Origin of the sequence: Chitinophaga oryziterrae (assembly GCF_009758125.1) — a bacterium.
GTDB classification, from domain to species: domain Bacteria; phylum Bacteroidota; class Bacteroidia; order Chitinophagales; family Chitinophagaceae; genus Chitinophaga; species Chitinophaga oryziterrae.
Genome location: NZ_WRXO01000002.1, coordinates 1,011,642 through 1,035,305, shown reverse-complemented (window position 1 = coordinate 1,035,305; position 23,664 = coordinate 1,011,642). Strand labels below are relative to the sequence as shown.

24 protein-coding genes are annotated in these 23,664 nt (G+C 44.4%); 6 read left to right on the top strand and 18 right to left on the bottom strand.

The genetic code is table 11. The features are described 5' to 3' along the window. The first annotated feature begins 60 nt into the window (after positions 1-60). The 3 genes from GO495_RS11720 (at position 61) to GO495_RS11710 (ending at position 4,244) form a co-directional block, all read left to right on the top strand. Positions 61-1,398: an OmpA family protein gene (locus GO495_RS11720; RefSeq protein ID WP_157299859.1), complete on the top strand. Its 1,338-nt coding sequence runs from the start codon at positions 61-63 to the stop codon at positions 1,396-1,398. A gap of 182 nt (positions 1,399-1,580) precedes the next feature. Then, positions 1,581-2,201, top strand: coding sequence for a porin family protein (locus GO495_RS11715; RefSeq protein WP_157299858.1), 621 nt, complete (start codon positions 1,581-1,583; stop codon positions 2,199-2,201). Between the two features lie 114 nt (positions 2,202-2,315). After that, positions 2,316-4,244 carry an arginine--tRNA ligase gene (locus tag GO495_RS11710; protein WP_157299857.1) on the top strand — a complete coding sequence of 643 codons (1,929 nt, stop codon included), beginning with the start codon at positions 2,316-2,318 and terminating at the stop codon, positions 4,242-4,244. A gap of 69 nt (positions 4,245-4,313) precedes the next feature. Here the strand turns inward: GO495_RS11710 and GO495_RS11705 are convergent, their stop codons facing one another. The 12 genes from GO495_RS11705 to GO495_RS11650 form a co-directional block, all read right to left on the bottom strand. Continuing rightward, on the bottom strand, positions 4,314-5,204 hold the full coding sequence (locus tag GO495_RS11705; protein ID WP_157299856.1) for a DUF5777 family beta-barrel protein: 891 nt from the start codon (positions 5,202-5,204) through the stop codon (positions 4,314-4,316). An 11-nt stretch (positions 5,205-5,215) separates the two neighbouring features. Continuing rightward, entirely contained in the window at positions 5,216-5,767 is a 552-nt protein-coding gene (locus GO495_RS11700) for a YceI family protein (protein WP_157299855.1), read from the bottom strand. Between the two features lie 22 nt (positions 5,768-5,789). Then, the gene (locus GO495_RS11695) at positions 5,790-6,206 is read right to left on the bottom strand and encodes an OB-fold protein (RefSeq protein ID WP_157299854.1); all 417 of its coding nucleotides are present in this window, start codon (positions 6,204-6,206) and stop codon (positions 5,790-5,792) included. A gap of 15 nt (positions 6,207-6,221) precedes the next feature. Further along, on the bottom strand, positions 6,222-6,605 hold the full coding sequence (locus tag GO495_RS11690; RefSeq protein ID WP_157299853.1) for a hypothetical protein: 384 nt from the start codon (positions 6,603-6,605) through the stop codon (positions 6,222-6,224). 16 nt (positions 6,606-6,621) lie between these two features. Beyond that, positions 6,622-7,326: a c-type cytochrome domain-containing protein gene (locus tag GO495_RS32150; protein ID WP_157299852.1), complete on the bottom strand. Its 705-nt coding sequence runs from the start codon at positions 7,324-7,326 to the stop codon at positions 6,622-6,624. Between the two features lie 165 nt (positions 7,327-7,491). Further along, positions 7,492-8,241 carry a LytR/AlgR family response regulator transcription factor gene (locus GO495_RS11680; protein ID WP_157299851.1) on the bottom strand — a complete coding sequence of 250 codons (750 nt, stop codon included), beginning with the start codon at positions 8,239-8,241 and terminating at the stop codon, positions 7,492-7,494. A 144-nt stretch (positions 8,242-8,385) separates the two neighbouring features. Next, the gene (locus tag GO495_RS11675) at positions 8,386-9,249 is read right to left on the bottom strand and encodes a tetratricopeptide repeat protein (protein ID WP_170302665.1); all 864 of its coding nucleotides are present in this window, start codon (positions 9,247-9,249) and stop codon (positions 8,386-8,388) included. A 65-nt stretch (positions 9,250-9,314) separates the two neighbouring features. Further along, the gene (locus GO495_RS11670; protein ID WP_157299849.1) at positions 9,315-9,803 is read right to left on the bottom strand and encodes a cytidine deaminase; all 489 of its coding nucleotides are present in this window, start codon (positions 9,801-9,803) and stop codon (positions 9,315-9,317) included. 67 nt (positions 9,804-9,870) lie between these two features. After that, positions 9,871-11,052 carry a signal peptidase I gene (gene lepB, locus GO495_RS11665; RefSeq protein ID WP_157299848.1) on the bottom strand — a complete coding sequence of 394 codons (1,182 nt, stop codon included), beginning with the start codon at positions 11,050-11,052 and terminating at the stop codon, positions 9,871-9,873. 106 nt (positions 11,053-11,158) lie between these two features. Continuing rightward, positions 11,159-11,377, bottom strand: a complete 219-nt coding sequence (locus GO495_RS11660; protein ID WP_157299847.1) for a hypothetical protein — start codon at positions 11,375-11,377, stop codon at positions 11,159-11,161. Between the two features lie 93 nt (positions 11,378-11,470). Continuing rightward, positions 11,471-12,130: an alpha/beta fold hydrolase gene (locus tag GO495_RS11655; RefSeq protein ID WP_157299846.1), complete on the bottom strand. Its 660-nt coding sequence runs from the start codon at positions 12,128-12,130 to the stop codon at positions 11,471-11,473. Continuing rightward, positions 12,123-13,307 (bottom strand): sigma-54-dependent transcriptional regulator, encoded by a 1,185-nt coding sequence (locus tag GO495_RS11650; protein ID WP_157299845.1) that lies wholly within the window; start codon positions 13,305-13,307, stop codon positions 12,123-12,125. The genes GO495_RS11655 and GO495_RS11650 overlap by 8 nt, the downstream gene beginning before the upstream one ends. A gap of 153 nt (positions 13,308-13,460) precedes the next feature. Here GO495_RS11650 and GO495_RS11645 point away from each other — a divergent pair, with 153 nt between their 5' ends. After that, entirely contained in the window at positions 13,461-14,276 is an 816-nt protein-coding gene (locus GO495_RS11645) for a serine O-acetyltransferase (protein WP_157299844.1), read from the top strand. A gap of 6 nt (positions 14,277-14,282) precedes the next feature. After that, the gene (gene cysM / locus GO495_RS11640) at positions 14,283-15,164 is read left to right on the top strand and encodes a cysteine synthase CysM (RefSeq protein WP_157299843.1); all 882 of its coding nucleotides are present in this window, start codon (positions 14,283-14,285) and stop codon (positions 15,162-15,164) included. A 112-nt stretch (positions 15,165-15,276) separates the two neighbouring features. Here cysM and GO495_RS11635 read toward each other — a convergent pair whose 3' ends face one another. Then, complete coding sequence (locus tag GO495_RS11635; protein ID WP_157299842.1) at positions 15,277-16,260, bottom strand: pyruvate dehydrogenase complex E1 component subunit beta; 984 nt, start codon at positions 16,258-16,260, stop codon at positions 15,277-15,279. A gap of 200 nt (positions 16,261-16,460) precedes the next feature. Here GO495_RS11635 and GO495_RS11630 point away from each other — a divergent pair, with 200 nt between their 5' ends. Then, on the top strand, positions 16,461-17,096 hold the full coding sequence (locus tag GO495_RS11630) for a hypothetical protein (protein ID WP_157299841.1): 636 nt from the start codon (positions 16,461-16,463) through the stop codon (positions 17,094-17,096). A gap of 4 nt (positions 17,097-17,100) precedes the next feature. Here GO495_RS11630 and GO495_RS11625 read toward each other — a convergent pair whose 3' ends face one another. From GO495_RS11625 to GO495_RS11605, 5 genes are all read right to left on the bottom strand, one after another. Beyond that, positions 17,101-18,273 carry an acetyl-CoA C-acyltransferase gene (locus GO495_RS11625; protein ID WP_157299840.1) on the bottom strand — a complete coding sequence of 391 codons (1,173 nt, stop codon included), beginning with the start codon at positions 18,271-18,273 and terminating at the stop codon, positions 17,101-17,103. Between the two features lie 142 nt (positions 18,274-18,415). After that, a complete protein-coding gene (locus GO495_RS11620) occupies positions 18,416-19,258 on the bottom strand; it encodes a nucleotidyl transferase AbiEii/AbiGii toxin family protein (protein ID WP_157299839.1) in 843 nt (280 codons plus the stop codon). Continuing rightward, positions 19,239-20,240: a type IV toxin-antitoxin system AbiEi family antitoxin gene (locus GO495_RS11615; RefSeq protein WP_157299838.1), complete on the bottom strand. Its 1,002-nt coding sequence runs from the start codon at positions 20,238-20,240 to the stop codon at positions 19,239-19,241. The genes GO495_RS11620 and GO495_RS11615 overlap by 20 nt, the downstream gene beginning before the upstream one ends. Before the next feature lie 243 nt (positions 20,241-20,483). After that, positions 20,484-21,947, bottom strand: a complete 1,464-nt coding sequence (locus tag GO495_RS11610) for an RICIN domain-containing protein (protein ID WP_157299837.1) — start codon at positions 21,945-21,947, stop codon at positions 20,484-20,486. A gap of 153 nt (positions 21,948-22,100) precedes the next feature. Further along, positions 22,101-23,654, bottom strand: a complete 1,554-nt coding sequence (locus GO495_RS11605) for a RagB/SusD family nutrient uptake outer membrane protein (protein WP_157299836.1) — start codon at positions 23,652-23,654, stop codon at positions 22,101-22,103. Between the last annotated feature and the right edge of the window lie 10 nt (positions 23,655-23,664).

The following is a 23,664-nucleotide window of genomic DNA, read 5'->3' as shown; positions in this document are numbered from 1 at the left end:
CAAATGGCCGGCTATCGGGGTTATACATGCACTAGTAATGTAAACTAACCCTGATTTATAATGAAAAAGTATTCCATTTTTCACGTTGCCCTTGTGCTTACTCTCTTCATACCCTTGTTAAGCAAGGCCCAAACGGGCATTTTCACGGATGGCCCTGGTTACCGCAGATGGTCAATAGGCGTTAATGGTGGTGTTCTGGCACCAGTCGCGGCCACAGGCGGCAGTAATGATTTTACCAAATGGAAGGCTTCTGCCGGTTATGGCGCTTACATAAAGTGGCAGTTACTGCATGCATTAGGCATTCGTGCCGACTATACAGGTGGCAAGCTGGCAGGCAATAATGACCGCAAACTGGGGGACGGGAGTGTTCCCAACCGGGGCCTTAATTCCTTTGAAACCAAGTTGAAGTATGCTGCAAGCCTGAGTGCGGTAGTGAATGTAGCGACTATCAACTGGCTGTACCGTCACAATTATGTGCAGATCTATTTATCTGCCGGTGGTGGCTTAACAGGTTATTCTCCCAGGATTACGGATAAAAGCGGGACTACCACTGACTATAAGGCTGGCGGGAAGAATATACAGGAGTTTTTTATCCCGGTAGGCGCGGGCCTCAAGTTTAAGATATCTCCGGTCATAAACCTTGATCTTGGTTATACTATGTATTATGTGGACGGGGATAACCTGGATGGTTATAACTATGGCCCTAATAAGGACAAATACTCGTATGGCTATGCCGGACTGGAATTCAGTCTGGGTAGTAGCAACAAGTCCCAGCTTGCCTGGCAGAACCCCGCTAAGGTGATGTATGACGATATGGTAGAGCAGAAGGCAAAGGTGATGCAGGAACTGGAAACAGTGAATGCCAACAATACGAGGCTAAGCGCTGATGTAGACAAACTGCTGAAAGATGCTGACGGAGATGGGGTTTCCGACTACTTTGACAAGTGCCCCAATACCGCGCCAGGCATGAAAGTAGATGGTTCCGGTTGTGATTTGCCCAGAGATACTACACCCAGACAACTGATTACAAAGGTTACCAATATTACAGAAGCCGACAGAAGGCTGGTGCGGGAGGCGATACAAAATCTTGAATTTGAATTTGGGAAGGCGAGTATCAAACCCACCTCCTTCCCTTCGCTTGACAGGGTCGCTAAATTACTTGTTACCAAGGGATTCAGTTTGAAATTAGGGGGTCATACAGATAATATAGGCAGCGCTGAAAAGAATATGATCTTATCAAAAGACAGGGCGGAATCGGTGAAGCAGTACCTGGTAACACAGGGCGCTAATCCGTCCAGGATAGAGGCCGTAGGTTATGGAGCGAATCAGCCTATAGCCAGTAATAAAACAGCTGCCGGCCGTCAGAAGAACAGACGGGTAGAGTTTACGTTGTATTGATTGACAGACAAAAGCAATAGAGACAATCCTGAATTGATTGCCACATAGATAAGCAGAGGTTGTATCATAAATACGATACAACCTCTTTCATCCTGGTAGATGGAGATGGATTATCACATAATTAAATTACATAATACCTGGTATGAAATTTGATAATACTGGAAAAAAATCATTACCCTATCATGAAGAAAATCTTACTTACTGTAGCTATCGCCTCCGGCGCATTATTTACCGCTAAAGCACAAGATGTATCATTTGGTGTAAAAGGTGGTTTGAACATTGCAAAGCTGACCAACGTTGATCATTCTAAAGTTCGTCCTTCTGTATATATCGGAGGTCTGGTAAACATTGCATTTAATGAATATTTATCTATCCAGCCTGAATTACTGTATTCAGGACAAGGTGATAAGTATGATGTAAATAACGTTACAGTCACTGATAAAGTGAATTATATTAATCTGCCAGTGATGATGCAGTACCGTATCGTTCCCGAGTTTTACCTGGAAGCAGGTGGCCAGCTGGGTCTCCTTGTGGCTTCAAAAACAAAAATGGGTAACGTAACGCTAGATGTAAAAGATCAGACCAGCTCAGCGGATTTTGGTCTTGGTTTTGGTGTAGGCTACCAGTTCCCTATTGGATTAGGCATTGGCGCCCGGTATATGTTTGGCCTGACTAATACATATAAAGATAATAGCGGAACCTTTAATGGTACTAATGCCAAGAACTCTGTTGCACAGATAGGGGTGTTCTATAATTTTGGTAAGGCTTTCAGTCACAAGCCGGCAAAGAAACATCATAAATAATTTAACAGGCTGACTAAAAAGCAGTGTGATCACCGTTTTGAGTGACAGTATGACTTTTTAGTCGGCCTTTTTGTATACCTTTGCTGTTACTTTTCGCATTAACAGTTATTCAGCATGAGTGTTGTACAAAACATCAGAACGGCTGCAGCCGCAGCCATCAAGGCTCTTTACGAACAGGCAATCCCGGCAAAGGACATTGCGATCAATACCACAAAACCCGAATTTGCAGGTGAATATACCATCCTGGTATTTCCTTTCACCAAATTCAGCAAACTGAAACCCGAGGAAACCGGAGAACAGTTGGGTACTTATCTTACGACCCATTACCCCGACCTGGTAGCGGGGTTTAACGTGATCAAAGGTTTTCTTAACCTGGAAATCCGTGAACAGTACTGGGCTCAATATTTACAACAGCATTTTAATAACCGCAATATTGGTAAGAAGCCAGCTAATGGTAAAAAGATAATGGTAGAGTACTCCTCTCCCAATACTAATAAACCATTGCACCTGGGTCACCTGCGTAATAATTTCCTGGGTTCTGCGATTGCAGAGATCCTCAAAGCCAATGGTTATGAGGTGATCAAAGCGAACCTGGTGAATGACAGGGGTATCCATATCTGTAAGTCCATGCTGGCCTGGCAGTTGTTTGCTCATGGAGATACGCCAAAATCAAGTGGCATTAAAGGAGATCACCTGGTAGGTGATTATTACGTGAAATTCGAAGGCATCCTGAAAGAACAGGCGGAACCTATCGTAGCACGCATTCTTAAAAACGACTTTAAAGATATTGAAGGAACCGATCTGTTGAAGGTGGAGAAACTGGTGAATGCGTTCCATAAACCAGAAGTACAACAGGATAAGGAAAAGAGCGCCAAGCTGCTGGATGATATCAAAGAACTGGCGCGTAAGAATACGGAGATCATGCAGCAGGCGAAGATCATGTTGCAGCAGTGGGAAGCCGGTAATCCGGAAGTAAGGGCTTTGTGGAATACGATGAACAGTTGGGTATATGAAGGTTTTGAACAAACCTATAAACGCCTGGGCATCACCTTCGACAAAATGTATTATGAAAGCAGTACCTACCTGCTTGGGAAAGACCTGGTAGAAGAAGGATTACGTAAAGGCGTATTATTTAAGAAAGAAGATAACTCCGTGTGGATTGATCTGACAGCGGAAGGGTTGGATGAGAAATTACTGCTTCGCGGCGACGGAACTTCTGTATATATGACCCAGGACCTGGGTACTGCACGCCTTAAATACGATGATTATAAAATGGATCAGAGTATTTATGTGGTAGCGGATGAACAGAATCATCACTTTAAAGTGTTGCAACTGATCATGAAGAAACTACAGGAGCCTAGTGCTGATGGTATCTTCCACCTGTCTTATGGTATGGTGGAATTACCACATGGACGTATGAAGAGCCGTGAAGGGACCGTTGTTGATGCGGATGACCTGATAGATGAAATGATCTCAGCTTCCGAGCAGCAGACACTGGCTGCCGGGAAAGCCAAAGACTTTAGCGAGGATGAACTCCAGGGGTTGTACGAAATGATCGGTATAGGGGCGATGAAGTTTTTCTTATTGAGGGTGGACCCTAAAAAGAAGATGGTATTTGACCCGAAAGAGTCTATAGATCTGCATGGTTTTACCAGTACGTTTGTACAGTATGCGCATGCACGTATCAAATCGATATTGCGTGAGGTGGACCTGAATACGGATAAATTGGAAGGCTTCTGTCATAAGGGCAGTCTGCTGCCATTGGAGAAGGCGCTGATTGTTTTAACAGAGCAGTTTGATACCGTACTGGAAGATGCAGAGAAAGAAATGAGTCCGTCGGTGATTGCGAGTTATGCCTTTCAGTTAGCGCAGCAGTTCAATTCTTTTTATGCAGAGAAGGTAGAAGGGAAGTATACTTATTCTATACGTGAAGCGGAATCTCCTGAGAAACAGAAGTTACGTACGCAACTGGCAATGTTGACCGCGAGGACGATCGAGCGGAGTATGAAGTTGCTGGGGATCGATGTTCCGGAGAAGATGTAAGAGATTTAGGGCTGACCAAAAAGGTCAGCCTTTTTGTAACTATCAGCTATAGAAAAGCTGTCTGTCAATTTAAAGTTTATTCCGGTTACTGATAGTGAATACTCTTGACAAGTTGAACCCAAAGCGAATCTCACCTTTAGCCCAGCTTCCCGTAGTACCTGTGATAAAGGCTTTTTCGTTCATACCGGTAGCATTTGAAAAGTGGAGCTGAAATACATGGCCTCCGGTTTCAATATCAAAACCCAGCGACAAAGGGTCTTTATAGATTGTTTTATCCAGTCCCTGGATAATATAATGGTAGTCTGCCACAAAGGCCACCCGTTTAGATAATTTCAGCCTTGTACCTATACCCAGAGCATATACGTCGTTTTTATCGGTAACCAGGGGAACTATGTTCCGGTGCACAAAAATGGGGGAAAGTTGTAAGCTGAATTCTTCGCTGAATTTACGACCGATAATGATCTCACTATAAAATCCCATACGGCTGCTGAAATAGTTTTTCCGTGTAGTATCACTCCAGGGTTGAGAGCTTACCGTTATCCCGCTTACTAAGATAATGGAGAACGGAAAAGCCCCCGGGCCTTTAGATTGCCACACAGGACGAAATTTCAGGAAACCGTCCCATTCCTTGCCAACATTGCTTCTGCCGATGCCGGCAGAAAGACTGTTAAGGATGCCGTAATCGAAACCAAAACGCATGTTGGCCTGATCAAGGCCAAACAGATTATTAGCGCCGGAACTCACCTCTCCGAAACGGTGGAGGATACGTACATCAAGAACACCTCTGCCAAGTAACTCCATCGATTGCCCATTAATTACTCTTGTTGATTTGAACGCATTTTTAATGTGTTCTTTCTGCGCTACGCTATCTTTCTCAATAAGCGAAAGGAGATTATCCTGTGCCAGTAATTTGTTTGAGACAATTAAAAGCAATAAAAGCGCTGATATTAATTTTTTCATGCTTTACTATTTTACTTCAATACACTGTAGATACAGTTTATTTTAACGGTAGCCGTTTTGGAAATTTTGTCTTTCACCACGCCAGGGACAGAGATATTATAATCAGCCAATAATACGGTGAATTCAGCGTGAGCACTGACGGCCTGACCGGCAATAATCATTGTTCCGTTGGTTTCTATTTCTTTCTTTGCGCCGTGTATTTCAAGCAATCCTTTTATTGTAAGAGGATAGGAACCATCCTTCCGGAAGTTTACTTTATCAATGTTGATGATCTTCCCTTTAAAAATGGCTTTAGGGTATTTATCACTCTCCATGTAATTTTCGTTAAAATGCTCCTGCATCAGGGCTCTTTTGAATTCAAAACCCTTTATCAGAACGGCGCATTCAATTTGACCCGTACCCGCATCAAATACGCTGGTAGCAGCATTGTTGACTGCATTGATATCTTCCAGGTCAGTGCCTGCCTCAAAAGAAAGATGACCATTTTTTGTAAAATACCTTTCCTGGGAAAAAGCAGTAACTGCTAAAAGGAGTATTGCGCTCAGCAAAATATATTGTTTCATATTATTGGATTTTGGAAATATACTATTCAGCCAGGCTGCATTTATTTAAGATGACGTCTACTAATTTGCCGGTACAATTACCTTTAACACGTACTATTGTTCCCGGGACCATCTTTTTCACTGAGCCTGTTTCATCATCATAAAAGCCACAGGTAATGGAAGACAGAGGGTCGCCGGTTTCCAGGAAGACCGTTGCATGTCCCGCATTATCTACCTGTACATTGGATACTTTCCCCGAAACGATCAATACCTTTTCAACATATAACCGGTTGGCTACTGCTTCATCCTGATTGAAGGCCTCTGCCAGGGCTGTCGCTTTGAGCTCAATACAATTGGTTTGCTTCCTTATGTCAGCAGGTTTTTTGTTATACAGGTACCACCCATATGCCCCTCCTGCAATTACCAGTATTACTAAAATAGTTATGGTCTTTTTCCACATATGCATAAGTCATTTTCAATTATTAGGTGTACCGGAACTAATCCAGCATTTCAATACAGCAATGTCGGTTGCTGAAAGCGGGGCTGCCGGTGGCATCGTCTTTTCAACGATTGCCCGCTGGTTGATCCTGGTTGCAGCAGACCTGATCTGGTCATATGTCTCCAGTACGGTATTCCCGGCCGCTCCGGCAGCGTTATGACAACCGGCTGTAGCGCATTTTCCGGACACTATGGATTTAACATTAGTGAACGTACCGGATACTTTACTACAGTCAGCAGTATTGCTTGGGTAAAGCAGTGCTTCATTATCGTAATAACATCCCGCAATAAGCGTGGTTATTAACATAAAGAAGAACAGCGCTTGCAATAGACGCCCCATGTTTGTTTGTATTGTCTTCATGTTTTTCTTCATTCAATTAGTTATTGTTTGCACCGGCCTGTACCCATTTCTCAATCTGTCTTATCTGACAGGTTTGCAGTTTGTTGCTTCCCTGTGGCATAGCGATATAACCCGAAGCGTGGTTAATGCTGCCGGTTAACCTTCCGTTCAGCGCAACTACTTTTACTCCGTTATAGGTGCTTAGATCCACACCACCGCCCAATGAAGCGGGGTTGTGACATCCTTTACAGTTAATACTGATAATAGGAGCTACAGCTCCTGAGTAAGTGAACAGGGAAGTATCGCATGCGCTTATGCACTGATTATTCCGAGCCCCCTGATCGATCCATTTCCGGATAGATGCTATCATCGCAGATGAGAACGGGGCATGGGGTGGTGGCGGCATGATATCTTCATTACCAGCGGTAATTACCCTATAAAGTTTACTTTCTATAGCATTTCCCGGCGTCACGATACGCATAATGCCGTTATAATTGCTCAAAACCAGCTCCTCCTGATGAGTAGCCTGGTCATGACAACCGCTAAGCGCACAACCGGAGCTGAGCGCGGGTAAGATGCTGTTTACAAAATATACAGTATCAGGGCTGCAGGTACCGCCTGTCGGGAGAGAATCAACATTGCCGCCTCCCCCGGTATCCGGCGTGGTAAGAGGTATTTCATGTTTACAGGCGATAGCCCACAGAATGATGGCTGTAATCAGTGCTACTAAGGTAAGTTTCACAATATATGGCTTTAAGCAGAACAGTAAATCTGATGCTATCCATTAAACTTTTTTTTGAAGAAGATATTTTCTTATGACTGCTATTAGTTACCGAACGGTAGAAGATCATTTCCGAATAGCAATAATATAACGCCAGATAGTAGAAAGCCGCGTTTTAATATGGATTTAGAGACCACCCAGTACCCATTTGCGGAAGTTGTCGGTACGTTCGAAACTTGTAATGGTATTATGGTCTGTTACCGGCCGGAGGGTTAGTTGCAGCCTTGATTTACTGGCAGGAGCTATCTGTACGATGGCGGATATGTTTATAACAAATTGTCTGTTGATACGAAAGAAAAACCGGGGGTCCAGCAATAGCTGCAATCGCTCAAGGGTATAGTCCATAACATATTTCGTTCCTTCAAAAGTAACAAGGTAGACAACTTTGTTTTCAGTGTAGAAATATGCGATTTCTTCTGTCTTCAGCAATTTCATTTGTGCACCGGTGGGTACCATAAATCTTTCCTGGTAGTGGGATTGCGGCTGTAGCTGACTTTTTTTATATTGATTGCGGGAAGGGGAGAAAAAGTCCTTATATCTTGTAAGAGCGTCCTCCAGTTCTCTTTTTTTTACGGGTTTCAGGATATAATAAATGCCATTGGCTTTAAAAGCCTCTATTGCATGTTTCTCATATTTGCAGGTAAAAATAACAGGGATATTGTTTTTAAGTTTCCTGAAGATCTCAAAACTCAGACCATCGGGAAGCTGTACTACAGAGAATATAAGATCTGGCGCCAGATTATGCTGCAGCCATTTCATTGTTTCCTTAATACTGCAGCAATGTCCAATTATTTTTTTTTCCGGCGCAAGTTCTTTCAGCAGCTTTTTCAACTGCTGAAATGCATCCAGCTCATCTTCTATAATCAAGATCCGCATTTATTAAACCTTTGAGTCATTTTTAACCAGTGGTTATCCGATCCGGCATCCTGCTCTGTTAAATTTAATTGTAGTCTGTCTATTATATAATGATGGCGGTCATACGTTTTGCCGATAATGATCAGCAGTTATTCCAGTTTAGTGTTAATCAAATGCGTTGTCGCAAAGCACTTCCCCTTTGGCGGGTTCACCGTTGCCGATATATGATTTTCCCAGCATGAAGCGTACGAATGCGTTGGCTGGTTGTAATGACAGTAACCTGTTCCAGTAAGTGATAGCTTTACCGTAGTTGCTGCTGCTATAATAATTATGTGCGAGGGCCTGTAAGGCCTGTGCATCATCGGGGCGCAGGGAAAGGCATGCCTCCAGGTGACGGATACCTATCTCTGTTTGTTTGATTTGTAAGTAGGATGTACCTGTGTTCAGGTGAAAATCTGCATTGGCAGGATACCCTTTGGTAGCAGCCAGTTCAAAGGCGGTTACCGCTGCAGGGAAGTTTTTAGTGTTGAAATAAAAGCCTGCCAGTGTGTAGGTGATACCTGCATCGGCAGGTGTTTCTTTTTGAGCTTCCAGCAATAGGGAGATCGCTTTCTTCTGTTGCCCCTGTTTGTAATAACACAATGCTTTCAGGCGTGTCATCTGCGAGGCGCCTGCCTGGCAGGCCTGGTCTGCATAGTTGAGCGCATCTTCATAGTCCTGTTGTTCGAAAAAGATGTTTGCCAGTGAGCTGAGGGCCTCCTGCTGTGTGGGTTCCCGTTGCAGCACCTGCCGGAACTGTTGTTTGGCGGCGGGTAAATCGTGCATTAATACGTATACGTTACCCAGTTGCAGATAAGCAGCTGTAAACCCACTGTCCTTCCGGATAGCAGCGCTGAAGCATTGTTGTGCTGCACTGAGACGGCCGGATTTGATGCAAAGCATCCCCTCTTTATATAGTGCTTTAACTTTATTGCCAGGAGAGACAATAGCAGATGGCGTAATAAAAAATGCCTGGAATATCAGACACAAAATAGGGACTTTTAGCATAGCGGGTTATCGAGACAGCACAATGTAGTTAAATTTTATATTATATATCATTTCATATCTTCTGAGGAAAACCCGAAGGGCAGTAAATGTCTGGTTGTCTGGATGATATATACGGGTCCGGTCTGACCGCCCATGATCAGGCGAATGGGCTGATGCTGTCTGTTTTCCTGTTCGGAGAGTGATTGGCGGCAGATACCACAAGGTGAAATGGGGGTATCGCTGCTACCGTTCAGGTTATGGTAGCTGATAGCGATGGTATCTACGGCTACTCCCGGCTGAAGGGAAGAAGCGGCAGACAAGGCTACGCGTTCGGCGCAGATACCGGCGGGAAAAGAGGCATTTTCCTGGTTGGTACCACGTACGAGTAAACCATTAGAAAGCCTGATCACGGCACCTACATTAAACTTTGAATAGGGTGCATATGCCTGTGCGGTTACCTCCCTTGCTTCCTGTAATAAATGCAGGTCTTCCGAAGAAAGGGCCGAGCTGTCCGGATAAGAGAGGTATTCGAATGATGAGTATTTGCGTGGGTCCATAAAATAAAAATACGGATTACAAATGATGTAATTTATCATTTGTAATCCGTACGTACTATTTGTGCAGTTATTTAATTGCTTTGAAGAGGCGGCTCCAGCGGATGCTGCCTTTACCGTAGCTCATCCAGATCAGCCAGGCTTTACCAACTACGTGATCTTCAGGAACAAAGCCCCAGTAACGGGAATCCAGGGAGTTATCGCGGTTATCCCCCATCATCCAGTAGTAATTCATTTTGAAAGTATATGAATCTGCCGGTTTGTTGTTGATGTAGATCTGACCATTTTTGGTTTCCATTGTATTGCCTTCGTATACACGGATAATGCGGTCATAGATAGCAATATTGTTGCTGTCTATTTTTATGGTAACCCCTTTTTTAGGGATCCAGAGAGGGCCGAAGTTGTGTTCTGTCCATTTGTAACGGGCAGTATCGTGCGGAAATACGTCCACCAGCTGAGAAGCCTGATTTACATAAGGTCTGAGTTCTGTAACAACCGGCCATGATTTAAGGGTAGCCGCTGCTTCTGCTGTAAGATTGTATTTGAACTTACTTGAATCGTAGCGTCCTTCCGGAGAGGGATCTATATCCAGTTCATCCAGCCTGGAAGAGTTTAACTCGTCTCCATTGGTCCTTACCCAGTATTTACGCTCGCTTCCCGGAGGGATAGGCGCCTGTTTCCCATCGATAAATACGACACCTTCTCTGATGCTGATGGTATCTCCGGCAACAGCCATACAACGTTTTATATAGTTTTCTCTTTTATCTACGGGACGGGATACCACATGATTCTGTTCCCAAACGGTTTCCCGGGTCTGGTAACGGATCAACTGGTAGTAGCTCTGTTCCTGTTGTTCCAGGGCTACCGTATCGCCTTCGGGGAAGTTGAACACCACTACATCATAGCGTTGTACATCTGAAAACCCGGGTAAACGGCGGTATTTCCATTTAACCGCTTCTGAATAGGCTTTTGAATATTTGGTGAAGGGCAGAGTATGGTGTGTAAAAGGAACTGCCAGTGGTGTCATCGGAACGCGGGGTCCGTAACTGATCTTGCTAACGAACAGGAAATCGTTCACCAGCAAAGTTTTTTCCATAGATGGGGTAGGAATTGTGTACGCCTCAAAAATAAAAGTGCGTATCAAGGTAGCAGCGATGATTGCGAATATAGCAGCATCAAACCACTCTCTTACGGCAGATTTCTTCTTCTTTGGCTGACCCTCTTTGTTTCTCTTCCAAAAAGCCAGGTTCATTAAGATTTATTTAAGATATTTTAAAAGAACAAATATAATATTCTACTGTCTACAAGCACATTACTGCCTTGCAAAAGTTTTGCTAAAATAAGCGGATTATATTGATTTAGTCATTTTTTTTGCATCCGAAATAATGAGTAATAGCCCATTTGAGGTGCATGAGCAACTGATTATCCAGGGTAGGCGGTACTGATAGTGGTTCTGCCACACCTTCTTTCACTATAAATGGTATCTGATCATTCTTCAGTTGAGCGATGACCAGATCTTTACTGCTTTTCCTTATAGAAACGCCTATGTTCCCCAGCTTGAGGCGAATTACTCTCATCGTATAGGTTTTAATGGTTAACAATGCGACAACTAAATTAAGACTAATCAGTAAGATATATGGTAATTATTAATATGATTATCATTCTGATAATCAGGGGAGCAATTCTTTACTCAGGATTTCATTGATCTGGGCTGCACGGTTATGGACCATGAAATGGCCGCCTCCGGCAATGGTATAGGTAGGTTTTACATTACGGACGGGGAAAGGTATGTCCTTATTACCGTGGATATGAATGAGAGAGGATGGAATGAAGTCGTTTTTCCAGTGGATGACAGCGGGAATAGCCCAACGGAGATAGTCGTACGACGTTTTTTGCATATAGTCGTTGATCAACTGCCGGTCTTCCGCTGTTTCTATATTCAGGAAGCGTTTCACGATGAAGGTCCGGCGTCTGAAAAGAAGTGTATCGGGTAGTTTGAGGAGAGCCAGCAGGCCCAGTCGCCTTACCCAGCCAAAGTAACCGGGTTTTTCGCTGGTATGTTTGATACTGCTGACGATAATCACTTTCTCTACCGGCCGCTGGCGGGCAATTTCGAGGCTTATCATGCCCCCGAAGGAGACGCCCAGCAGGGATGGATTATCGTGTTCAATACCTGCTGCCATCCGGGTGGCATAATCTGCAACAGATTCGCCGGGAATGGTAGGCAACCAGTGGAGATGGTGTACGGTGTACCCTTCCGGGAAACGCAGGTATCTGAAAATGCGTTCATCCGACCCCATCCCACTGATGAGGTAAATGTGCTTATGCATTTACCCCTTTCTTATCTCTTACCGGAACCACATAATCGTATACATCTTCCGCCGTAATCGTTTTGCCGGACAGGATTACCAGTCGTGCTACTACGTTCCCCAGTTCGCGGATGTTACCCGACCAGTTATGCTGTTGCAGCCCTTTCATAGCATCTTTCTCGATGGTTTTGCGTGCCATACCGTATTCCTGGCAGCAGCTTTCCAGGAAATGTTCTACCAGCAGGGGAATATCGTCACGACGCTCGTTCAGGGAAGGAACATGGATCAATATTACACTGAGGCGATGGTATAAGTCGAGGCGGAAGTTCTTTTCATCTACCTCTTTCAACAGGTCTTTGTTGGTTGCAGCCACTACGCGTACATCCACGCTGATCTCCTTATCTCCACCCACGCGGGTGATCTTACCTTCCTGTAAAGCCCTGAGTACTTTAGCCTGGGCACTAAGGCTCATATCGCCGATCTCGTCCAGGAACAGTGTACCACCGCTGGCCTGTTCGAATTTACCGATACGTTGTTTTACGGCAGATGTGAAGGACCCTTTCTCATGGCCAAACAGTTCGCTTTCAATCAGTTCACTTGGAATAGCCGCGCAGTTCACCTCGATGATCGGACCACTGGCCCGGTTGCTGCGTTCGTGCAACCAGCGGGCCACCAGCTCCTTACCTACCCCGTTCTCACCGGTTACCAGTACACGGGCATCGGTAGGCGCCACCTTTTCGATGGTTTCTTTTATTTTGACGATAGGCGCAGAGACACCTATCATTTCCTGCGTTTTGTTCACCTTACGGCGCAGTGTTTTGGTTTCTGTCACCAACGTGCTCTTATCCATTGCATTACGCAATGTGATGAGCAGGCGGTTCAGGTCCGGGGGTTTGGAGATATAATCGTACGCCCCCTTCTTTACAGCATCAACAGCGGTATCAATGTTACCATGGCCGGATACCATGATGATGGGAATATCCGGGTTTGTATCCTTTGCTTTTTCGAGGAATTCAAGCCCGTCCATTTTAGGCATCTTGATATCGCACAGAATAGCATCATACTGCTTTTCCTTAAACATCTTAAATCCTTCTGCACCATCCGCAGCCTCATCTACCTTATAGCCTTCGTAGCTAAGGATCTCGGATAAAGTTTTACGGATACTTTTTTCATCATCAATTATCAGAATGTTGGCCATATCATTATTTTAGTAAGCAACAGGCAAATTTAGGAGATTTAGTTGATTAGTTTCACATCGATTATTCCATTAAACCGATGAACTAAAGCTACTTTATCACGGTTAATCCGTAATTTCAATATCTGAAAGAAGATATCCTGTAATTTCTTGCATATGCAACAACTTTTAGAAGAATTAAAGAGGAGGCATCTGCTTGCCATGGCGACTGCATATCCTCCTACGGCGGCGGTGAACGAATTTGCGAACAATTTCATTAACTGGTTATTTCCCGAATATATGGGCAAAGTGATGCCCGATATTGTATTGGTAGAGGAATATGCGCATATGCTGCAGATAGAACTGCAACACCTGCTGGAGCCGATGCAGTCACAATTGCCTGCTGATGCCGTACAACTAAGTAAGGAATTCATGTCTCACGCTCCTGCTATTTATGATGCCCTTACCAAAGATGCGGAAGCCCTTTACCAGGGAGACCCTGCTGCGACCTGCCTTTATGAGGTAATACGCGCTTATCCCGGTTTTGCGGCCATTGCCTTTTACCGTATAGCACATACCCTGCACAAGCTGCACATTCCGTTACTGCCCCGTATGATTACCGAGCAGGCGCATAGCCGCACCGGCATTGATATCCATCCGGCGGCAGTGATAGCGCCTTATTTCTGCATGGACCATGGTACGGGTATCGTGATAGGCGAAACCACCATTATCGGGTCCCATGTGAAGATTTACCAGGGCGTTACCCTGGGGGCGCTGAGTGTGGACAAGGATATGGCACGCAGTAAACGGCATCCTACCATAGAGGACCATGTAGTGATTTATGCCGGGGCTACTATCCTGGGCGGAGATACCATAGTAGGTCATCACAGTGTGATAGGCGGTAATGTGTGGTTAATTAAAAGCACTGCCCCGTTCAGCCGTGTGTATTACAAGGCGGATGGCAGTATGAATTTCATTGAAAACAGTTATTAATTTGTGATGGCTACAATATTAGATCTTGTGGGCAATACGCCCATGGTGGAACTGAAACATATCAGCGCAAACCCCAACGTAACGATTTACGCTAAATTAGAAGGAAACAACCCCGGTGGCAGTGTGAAGGACAGGGCCGCCTATGGCATGATCAAAGGAGCGCTGGACCGTGGAGAGATTACGCCGGGGATTAAGCTAATAGAGGCTACCAGCGGGAATACAGGCATTGCGCTGGCTATGATTGCCAGTCTGTTTGGCGTAGAGATAGAACTGGTGATGCCCGAAGATGCTACCCGCGAGCGGGTGGTGACGATGGAAGCTTTTGGCGCTAAAGTGATACTGACCCCTAAAGAGGCTTCGATGGAAGGGTCTATTGATTATGCCAATGCGCAGGTGGCAAAGGGTGGTTACCTGATGCTGAACCAGTTTGCCAATCCGGATAACTACAATATGCACTATAAGACCACCGGTCCTGAGATATGGCGGGATACACAGGGTACTATTACCCATTTTGTGAGTGCGATGGGTACTACCGGTACGATCATGGGCGTGTCCAAATTCCTGAAAGAGCAGAGTGATAAAGTGCAGATCGTTGGTTGTCAGCCTACTGAGGGGTCTAAGATCCCCGGGATCAGGAAATGGCCGGAAGCCTATCTTCCTAAAATCTTTGATAAATCGAGGGTAGACAGGACGATGGATATATCTGAGGAAGAAGCACGTAATATGACACGGCGTCTGGCGCGTGAGGAAGGCGTGTTCTGCGGGATGAGCAGTGGAGGTTCTGTATCAGCAGCTCAAAGGATATCCAAAGAGCTGGATAAGGGGATCATTGTTTGCATTATCTGCGACCGGGGCGACCGCTACCTATCTTCTGACCTGTTTGGATGATCAAAGTACGCGGTTAATATGGCTCATCCATGCTTCAGGCATGCATTAACGTATAAAGAGGAAAGGCCCGCTGATATCAGCGGGCCTTTCCTCTTTATACGTTATGTTACACTTATTTCTTCATGTACATCACTTCCTTTACCAGTTTCACGGTACGCTCAACATCGGGCAGGTACAGTTTCACCAGGTTAGGTGCGTAGTGCATAGGAGCATCTACAGCAGTGATACGACGGATCGGAGCATCCAGGTAGTCGAAACCTTCTTTCTGGATACGGTAAGAGATCTCGGAAGAGATACTGGCGAAAGGCCATTGTTCTTCCACGATCACCAGGCGGTTGGTTTTCTTTACTGATTCCAGGATAGTGAACCAGTCCAGCGGGCGGATAGTACGTAAGTCAATTACTTCTGCTTCAATACCTTCCTTAGCCAGTTCTTCTGCTGCACCCAAAGCTACTTTCATCATTTTGTTGAAAGAAACGATGGTTACGTCTTTACCGGCACGTTTGATATCAGCCTTACCGATAGGGATAAGGTATTCTTCTTCAGGTACATCGCCTAATTCACCGTACATCTGCTCGCTTTCCATGAAAACAACCGGGTCGTTATCGCGGATAGCTGATTTCAGCAAACCTTTAGCGTCGTATGGGTTAGAAACTGATATTACTTTTAAACCAGGGATATTAGCATAATAGCTTTCAAAAGCGGTAGAGTGCTGTGCACCCAACTGACCGGCAGAACCGTTCGGTCCGCGGAAAACGATAGGGCAACCTACCTGTCCACCACTCATTGCCAGCATTTTAGAGGCTGTATTCAGGATCTGGTCCAGCGCTAATACCGCAAAGTTCCAGGTCATGAATTCCAGTACCGGGCGAAGACCGTTCTGTGCGGCACCAACGCCGATAGCAGTGAATCCCAGCTCGGCAATAGGTGTGTCTATTACTCTCTTTGCCCCAAATTCGTCCAGCATTCCCTGGCTAACTTTATAGGCCCCATTGTATTCGGCTACTTCCTCTCCCATCAGGAAAACCCGCTCGTCACGGCGCATTTCTTCCTGCAGGGCTTCTCGTAATGCTTGTCTGAAAGCTATCTGACGCATGCTGTTACTCTTAAAGTTTGAAAGTTTAAAAACACCTTTCTATAAAGGCAGGGGCAAAATTATCGTTTGTTGGTGAAAAAGCAAAGGAAAAGTTACCATAGTGATTACAATCCCCATTATTAAATGTTTCGGGCAATAATTTGCGCTTATAATATTGTATATTTAAAATATTATATATATTAGCAGTAATATCCTGTCCTATGTTTACCGTTACCGTCCTATCGGGTTGTTTCCTGGCAGCCATTTCCTGCAAGATAAAAAAGGTGAAAGTACCTATGATCACCGGTTTACTCTGGTATTTCCATTTTGTATTCCTCTTTTTTGCCGCTTTATGCCTGTTGCTGCTGGTCAGCGGATATGGGTTCAAGGGCAGTTATACGGAACGGGTATTCTTTACTTTCTATGCGGGTTCGGGGATTGTGCTGTACGGACTAACGCCACAGGATACTTCCGGTAAGTTTGCCTATCTCGCCTGCTTCTTCGGTTTTCCTTTCCTGCTGATATTTGGGTTACTGCTGCCACCACTGCGGCTTTTTACCGTGGTAATGGGACTGGGGCTGCTGGCCGATGGTCATCTGGAATCTTATAAAATAGATGATGATTATGCCTTGCAGGCTAAAACAGTAGAGATTTTAAACAGGGAACCTGATTATAGCCTGGTTGAAGATAAATACTGGTTATTTGAAAAAAATACCCGGTTTGATGTGCCTTATGGCATCCGCGGACTTAAAATGGAGAAAACCAGTAAGGACAGTGTCCGGATGCAATTCAGGGCAATGGAAGATGCAGGCAGACTGGGGAACAAGATTGATACCGTCATCAGCCTGCATCAGTAATTATTTATATTCTTTCAATAATGATAGCGCTGGCACCACCTCCGCCATTACAGATACCGGCAACGCCATAACGGGCCTTGTTGTGATGTAATATAGAGTTGAGTGTCACTACGATACGGGCGCCACTGCAGCCTATAGGATGCCCCATTGCTACTGCCCCGCCCCATACGTTCACTTTGCCTGGTTCCATACCTAAATCGCGTTCATTGGCGATAGGTACACAGGAAAATGCTTCGTTGATCTCTGCAAAATCCATATCGGCTACTGTCAGTTTGGCTTTCGCCAATGCTTTATTGATGGCCTTTACGGGTGTGGTGGTAAACCATTCCGGCGCCTGGGAGGCATCGGCAAAACTGATGATCTTTGCCAGTGGCCTTAATCCCAGTTCCTTCAGCTTTTCACCGCTTACCAGTACCACTGCTGCTGCCCCATCGTTCAGGTTGGAAGCATTAGCTGCGGTAATGGTACCGTCTTTCTGGAAAGTAGGTTTAAGCGTTGGGATCTTATCGAAGTTGACCTTTTTGTAATCTTCATCTTCGGCAACGGTCACAACCTGTTTGCCTGGTACTTCTACCGGAATGATCTCATTTTTAAAGTAACCGCTTTCTGTGGCGGTAGCTGCCCGGCGATAGCTTTGAATCGCGTATTCGTCCTGGTCCTGGCGGGAGATCTTGTATTCTGTGGCGCAGAGTTCTGCGGCGTTACCCATGTGGAAGTCCTTGTAAGGGTCCCAGAGGCCATCGCGGATAATACCGTCGGTAACGGCGCCATGTCCCAGGCGATAACCATTACGGGCCTTATCCAGGTAATAGGGAACGTTACTCATGCTTTCCATGCCACCTGCCACTACCAGGTCGTTATCCCCCAGCATGATGCTCTGAGCGGCCAGCATGATTGCTTTCATCCCGGAGGCACATACTTTATTAACGGTCGTACAGGGAACGTTTACAGGCACACCTGCGTAAATGCTGGCCTGATTGGCCGGCGCCTGCCCCAGGTTTGCACTGAGCACATTGCCCATGTAAATTTCGTTGACTTCTGAGGCTGCTACTCCTGCCCTTTCCAGTGCATTTTTGATGACGATAGCCCCTAATTGTGTAGCGGGCAAGGCGGCCAGTCCGCCGTTAAAAGAGCCAATGGGCGTGCGTACTGCTGAAACTATAAATACTTCTTTCATCCGTGAGACTTTTTGTAAGATTGAGTTGGTATACTTCAAATATAAAGGAAAAGAGGCTATTCATACTTTTGACAGCCTCCTCTTTTTCATTTTATTATTCGAAGCGTCTTCTCTATTACAAAAATATCTTATTCAACTTATTTTATTCCATTAAGCCTGATGATATTGCTTTTATCCAGACAACCATTTCCCTAACAGTCGTCCCTGTTTCCGCTACCATTTGCCTGATAAAAACACTTTTTTCTTCTTCTTTACTATGCCGGGTGAGTATGTTACTAACCCTTTGGGTTAATTCTCCATTTTCTGCAATGATCTTCTTTATTTCTCTTCCTATGACAATACCCGCTATCTGTTCCAGGCTTTTGTCAAGTTGCCCTGTAATGAACAGATCATTATGCTCATTGTATATTAGATCAGACTGCATTTCAAAATAGTGCGCGATGATATTTGAAATATCGCCCGGATCTTTATGCCTTTTTTCAGGTCTATCATCAAAAGCAATTAACTTTAATAAAACAATCGCCGGTAGTGTTGCAACCTTGAACGCATGTCCCGTCTGCATTGTAACATCTGCGGTTCCCGCCTTATGTACTTCTGAAAAACCATTTACCCTGATGCTTGTAAATCCAACTCCATCCAACTTAACATCACTATCTATCTCGATACCTCCAAAAGGGAGAATATCAATCTGGATACCAGTTGGTGTTAACATTACAAACGAGTTGTCTTTCGTATCCTGAAAATCTTTATATTTTTTCAGATATGCTCTTAGCGCATCATATTCTTCGTGGCTACCTACTAATATGGCAAAATCTACATCCTTTGATTTTCTGAATGCTTTGTTTGCTCTTGAAAACCACACGTCCCTTGCAATTGCACCTATTAAATAGAAATCTATTTCCAAAGCCACAAAGGCTTCCTCCAATGCATCAAATATTTCCTTTAAGTCACCTTCCTTAATCTCCCTAATATTCTCCAAACTCATTTTTAAGATATTTATCGTAAATAATGGCTGCTGTTTCCAAACATCTCGGTTCATCAGTAATGACAAGATCTGCATATACCAATAATGTAGGAGCAAAAAGGTCATCTATGTTAGTATCATCGTGCCAGAATTTCTCGAAAATCTGCAGCCGGCCTTCTTTTTCCGGTATCAGTCTCAGTGTATACATCAATTCCATTTTGGGCATGGTTGTATACAGGGTTACAATTTCCGCCTGAAGGTATTTTGTAAGATGCTCCGCTGCCGCTTCTCCCCCTATTACCATTGTTTCCTTATAAGGAAACAATGTAGCTTCTAACATGTTGAGATCATCATTTTTTATACGATAATCACCTATATGTAATGTCGGCTTAAGTACTTCCCGGTAGCCTTCAATCCATCTATCAAGTAAGGCCCGCTGATTCTTTATGTACAACCGCTTTTCATCTATTTCCAATATATAACCTCCTTCTTTCAGGCCTTCAATAATTTGTGGAATATTACCAAGTGAGATCTTCGTATCAGCAGCGATTTTGCGATAAGGGTAATTGATGGCCTCCTTCTTCCAAAGAAAGTAAAAAACCGCTTTTAAACCTGTTTTTGTAAAGGCTCTGTTTGCACTCTTCTTGTGTTCAATCGCTGGTTTATTGCCCTCCAACCAGATCACGGTGTCACCATTCTCTATATATAGGTTACCCACTGTGTCCAGGTAACCTATATGTTTATTTCTCAGTTCATTTTTTATTACCGGATACAACTTGTCTACTACTAGCAGATCAATTAGTTTATTGCCAAGCTGTTCTGGCAGATTATATGGCCGTAATTCACTCTTAATCAGGATATTCAAATGTAAATCCTGATTTTTCAGGTGTATAACCAGCTGACCATCTGTACCCTCATTGTTATGTGGATCATAAGTGCCATGTATCCCGGCTTTCTCCTTAAGCTGGTTAAGTGCTATTTGAATAATTTCTCCTTTGTTCATTTTTTTACACCGTTCATTTACAGTGAACAATGTAAATTAATGAACATTTTCCTATTTACAAAGCGATTTAAGTGATTTTGTTCACTTTTAAACACTGTTCACTACAAATGAACAAGGCTTTAAAGTGAACAATTGAAGTGTTTCATATATATATAATTGCTGTCTGGAAAATTTCATTTATACCCTATAAAACAACACCCCCTTGCAAAAACAAGGGGGTGTTGACCATCAGGATTATCCTTGTTATAGCTGCACTATTGACCACTGTTGGTTATAACTTGAACCGCTATACCATTGTTGCATAGAGGAACCATTAGTAGTCTGACCACCCGTATCAAGACATTTACCGGTAGCGAGGTTAACTACTTTATAGTAACCACCCCCAACAGAAACAAGCGACCAACGCTGGCTGTTGTTACTAAAGCTTAAGGCTTTCTGTTGCACAACAGAACCATCAGTAGTATTGCTGCCTACGTCTAGACAGTTTTTTCCGGTAGCACAACTTAATGTATAATAGCCGGCAGTATAGCTCACATTCCATTGCTGATTGGCGCTGGTGCCATCAGCCCATTGCGCTACCGTTGCACCGTCCGTTGTACTGCCCAGATTATCAAGCATAAGGCCGCTGGCCCGGTTCTTCAGTTTAATTCTTCCATCAGCAATGGGTCCCTGCCATTTCGGTGCGGTAGAAAGCCCCCATGCCCATCTGAACATATTAGCGCAACCCGGATTAACCTCCACAGGATTCGTGTTTGATACATACCAGCGATATGTGTCAATATCATTTACACCCGACCAGGCGATAGTCCCCATCTGATTGTCCTTTGAATATGCCAAACCTCCTGTTAAGAATGCCTGATCTTCATATACGCCCGTATCCCATTGCCACCAGAAACTAACATTACGGTATGTTTCAACACCAATTTCCGTAATCACAGTCCTTGCTGCATATGAACCCACTTTACCTGATACTATATTATAGTAACTTGACCATACATTATATGATCCATAAAACCACCAATAGCAATGAAGCCCAAGATAGTGGCTGGTTAACCGGCTATCATTCCCTACCGTGATCACTTCTCCCGCATATCCCGTACCATCTAATATACATTTCCAGGAAACGGGATGAAGCGTATTTAGAAAATTGGCATACAGATTACATAAATCAGTACCTGAATAATCTACGGGTTCATTGATGGGTTCATAATACACAGACCCATTGTTTTTATAAACAGTATCTACCTGCTTCCACATCGTGTACCATTGTGTAGTGTCGGGTACATGATGCACTCCGTCCGGCCAATAACAAAGCACCACATTGCAGCCGTTCGCTACAATTGCATTAATGGCCGCCTGATATACCGGCCAGTAAGTAGAGTTGCTGGCCGTTAAAGGAGTAATTGGCATTCGGATTGTTGTACCGCCGCTTGCCTTTAAAGAATCAGAGATCCGCTTCGCAACAATGGCCGCATTTGTTGCGGATATTGTAGATGTCAGGCCACTGGGGGTGACTACTCTCGAGGGGGCCTCGTTCCCGTTAGGGTCTGCCCAGTTTATCCCCCGGAAACCATTTGTATTTACGGTAGCCGTACCGGCTACTGCAACAGAAGAAGAAAGTGGCTTTTGTAAAACCGCTTCTTTCTTTGAACAACCGGCCAAAACTGCCAGTAAAAAAATTAACAGAACAAAGATGTTGTTTTTCATGTGGATTGTATTTATGTGTGGAATAACTAATACATAGAATACGGAGTAACTCAGTTTGATTTATTTTGATCAAGAGCAATTTTTTGTGATGGTGCGTTGCACCATCACAAAAAATTGAAGGGGTTTTGCAGGGCTTCGCCCCGCACTCAAAAATTAATAACCGGGGTTGTTGGGAAGCAAATTTTTATTGATATCAATATCGCCCTGAGGAACGGGCCACAACCATGCTTTAGTTGCATCGAAAGTCCTCGTTTCCATTTTAACCTGTTTAAATGTCCATGTTGCCGGGGATGAAGGGTCTGATAGTAAGGATTTATCGTAACCATATACATCGTGCACCAGGGAAGCATCCTGCCATCTTAACATATCAGCATAGCGTGTTCCTTCATTATAGAATTCCACTCTTCTTTCGTGTCGTACGATAGCCCTTAACTGAGTCTGGTTCAATCCGGTCCCTTCAACAGCTTCCACTGTTGGCATATTTACCCTGGCCCTGACTTTATCGATCAATGTATAAATTTCCTGATCCGTACTTCCGGATTCGATCAGTGCTTCCGCCCGCATCAGGTATATATCAGCATAACGCATTAAGATCGTGTTGAGCGAACAATTATTAACATCTGCAATACCAATACTGGCATTCTTACGTGGCCTTGCACCACAAGGAACCTGATCGAGGGATGGTATAAATGTACCTGTACCGAATAGCGAACCTGGTAATACCACTGATGCCGCCAATCGTGGATCACGATTCACAAAAGGATTTTGCGCATCATAGCCTGAGGCTGCATTCGTGATGGGCAATCCATTCTGCATGTAATAAGAATTAATCAGGTCGGCGGTAACATTTGCTGTGGGCCAGCTGGTAAGCGACAAGGCTGCCGATGGCCATGGCTGGGCCTGCGTTGTAGGGATATATTGAATATCAAAAATAACCTCTATGTTATTTTCGTGAGCTTCGGTGAACGTAGCTGCATAGTCGGGGTATAAATCGTACTTTGTCAGATTCATCACGTCCAGGGCTGCCTGTGCAGCATCGGCCCATTTTTGGTTTGCAAGCAACACTCTTGCTTTATAGGCAAGCGCAGCGCCTTTCGTAGCGCGGCCTACATCTGTTCCGGAATAGGAAGTTGGAAGAGCCGCTGCAGCCTCATTAAAGTCTGAAAGAATCTGAGTAAGCACATCGGCTTTGGCAGTTCTTGACACATAAGCATCCGATAATCCCAACACTTTCGTAATAAGCGGAACGTCCCCGAAATAAGCGATAAGGTCGGTATAAGCATAACCCCGCAAAAATTTAGCTTCCGCAGACATGGCCGATTTTACATCATCACTCACGGTTGCACTGGCGATATCCTGAAGGAATTCGTTGGCCCTTGATATAATGTTATAATCCTGTGTCCATTTAGCGTAGGGCGCCCAACTTGAGGAGTTGGTAAGCCACTCTCCCACTTCTTTCGATCCCTGCCATGAATCCTGGCAATAACCATTATCTGACATAAAGTCGAACTGATAAAAATGTGCAGGTGTGGCATTGGGCTGAATAGCGTTATAAATTCCTATCAGGGCCATTTTGCACTGTGTCTCATTCTTAAAGAATGTAGCAGGCGACAACTGGTCTTTTGGCGTTTTATTCAGAAGGTCCTTTGAGCAACCTGTAAAAATCAATATAGAAATGAAAAGAGTGATTTTATGTATGTTCTTCATAACTGTTCAA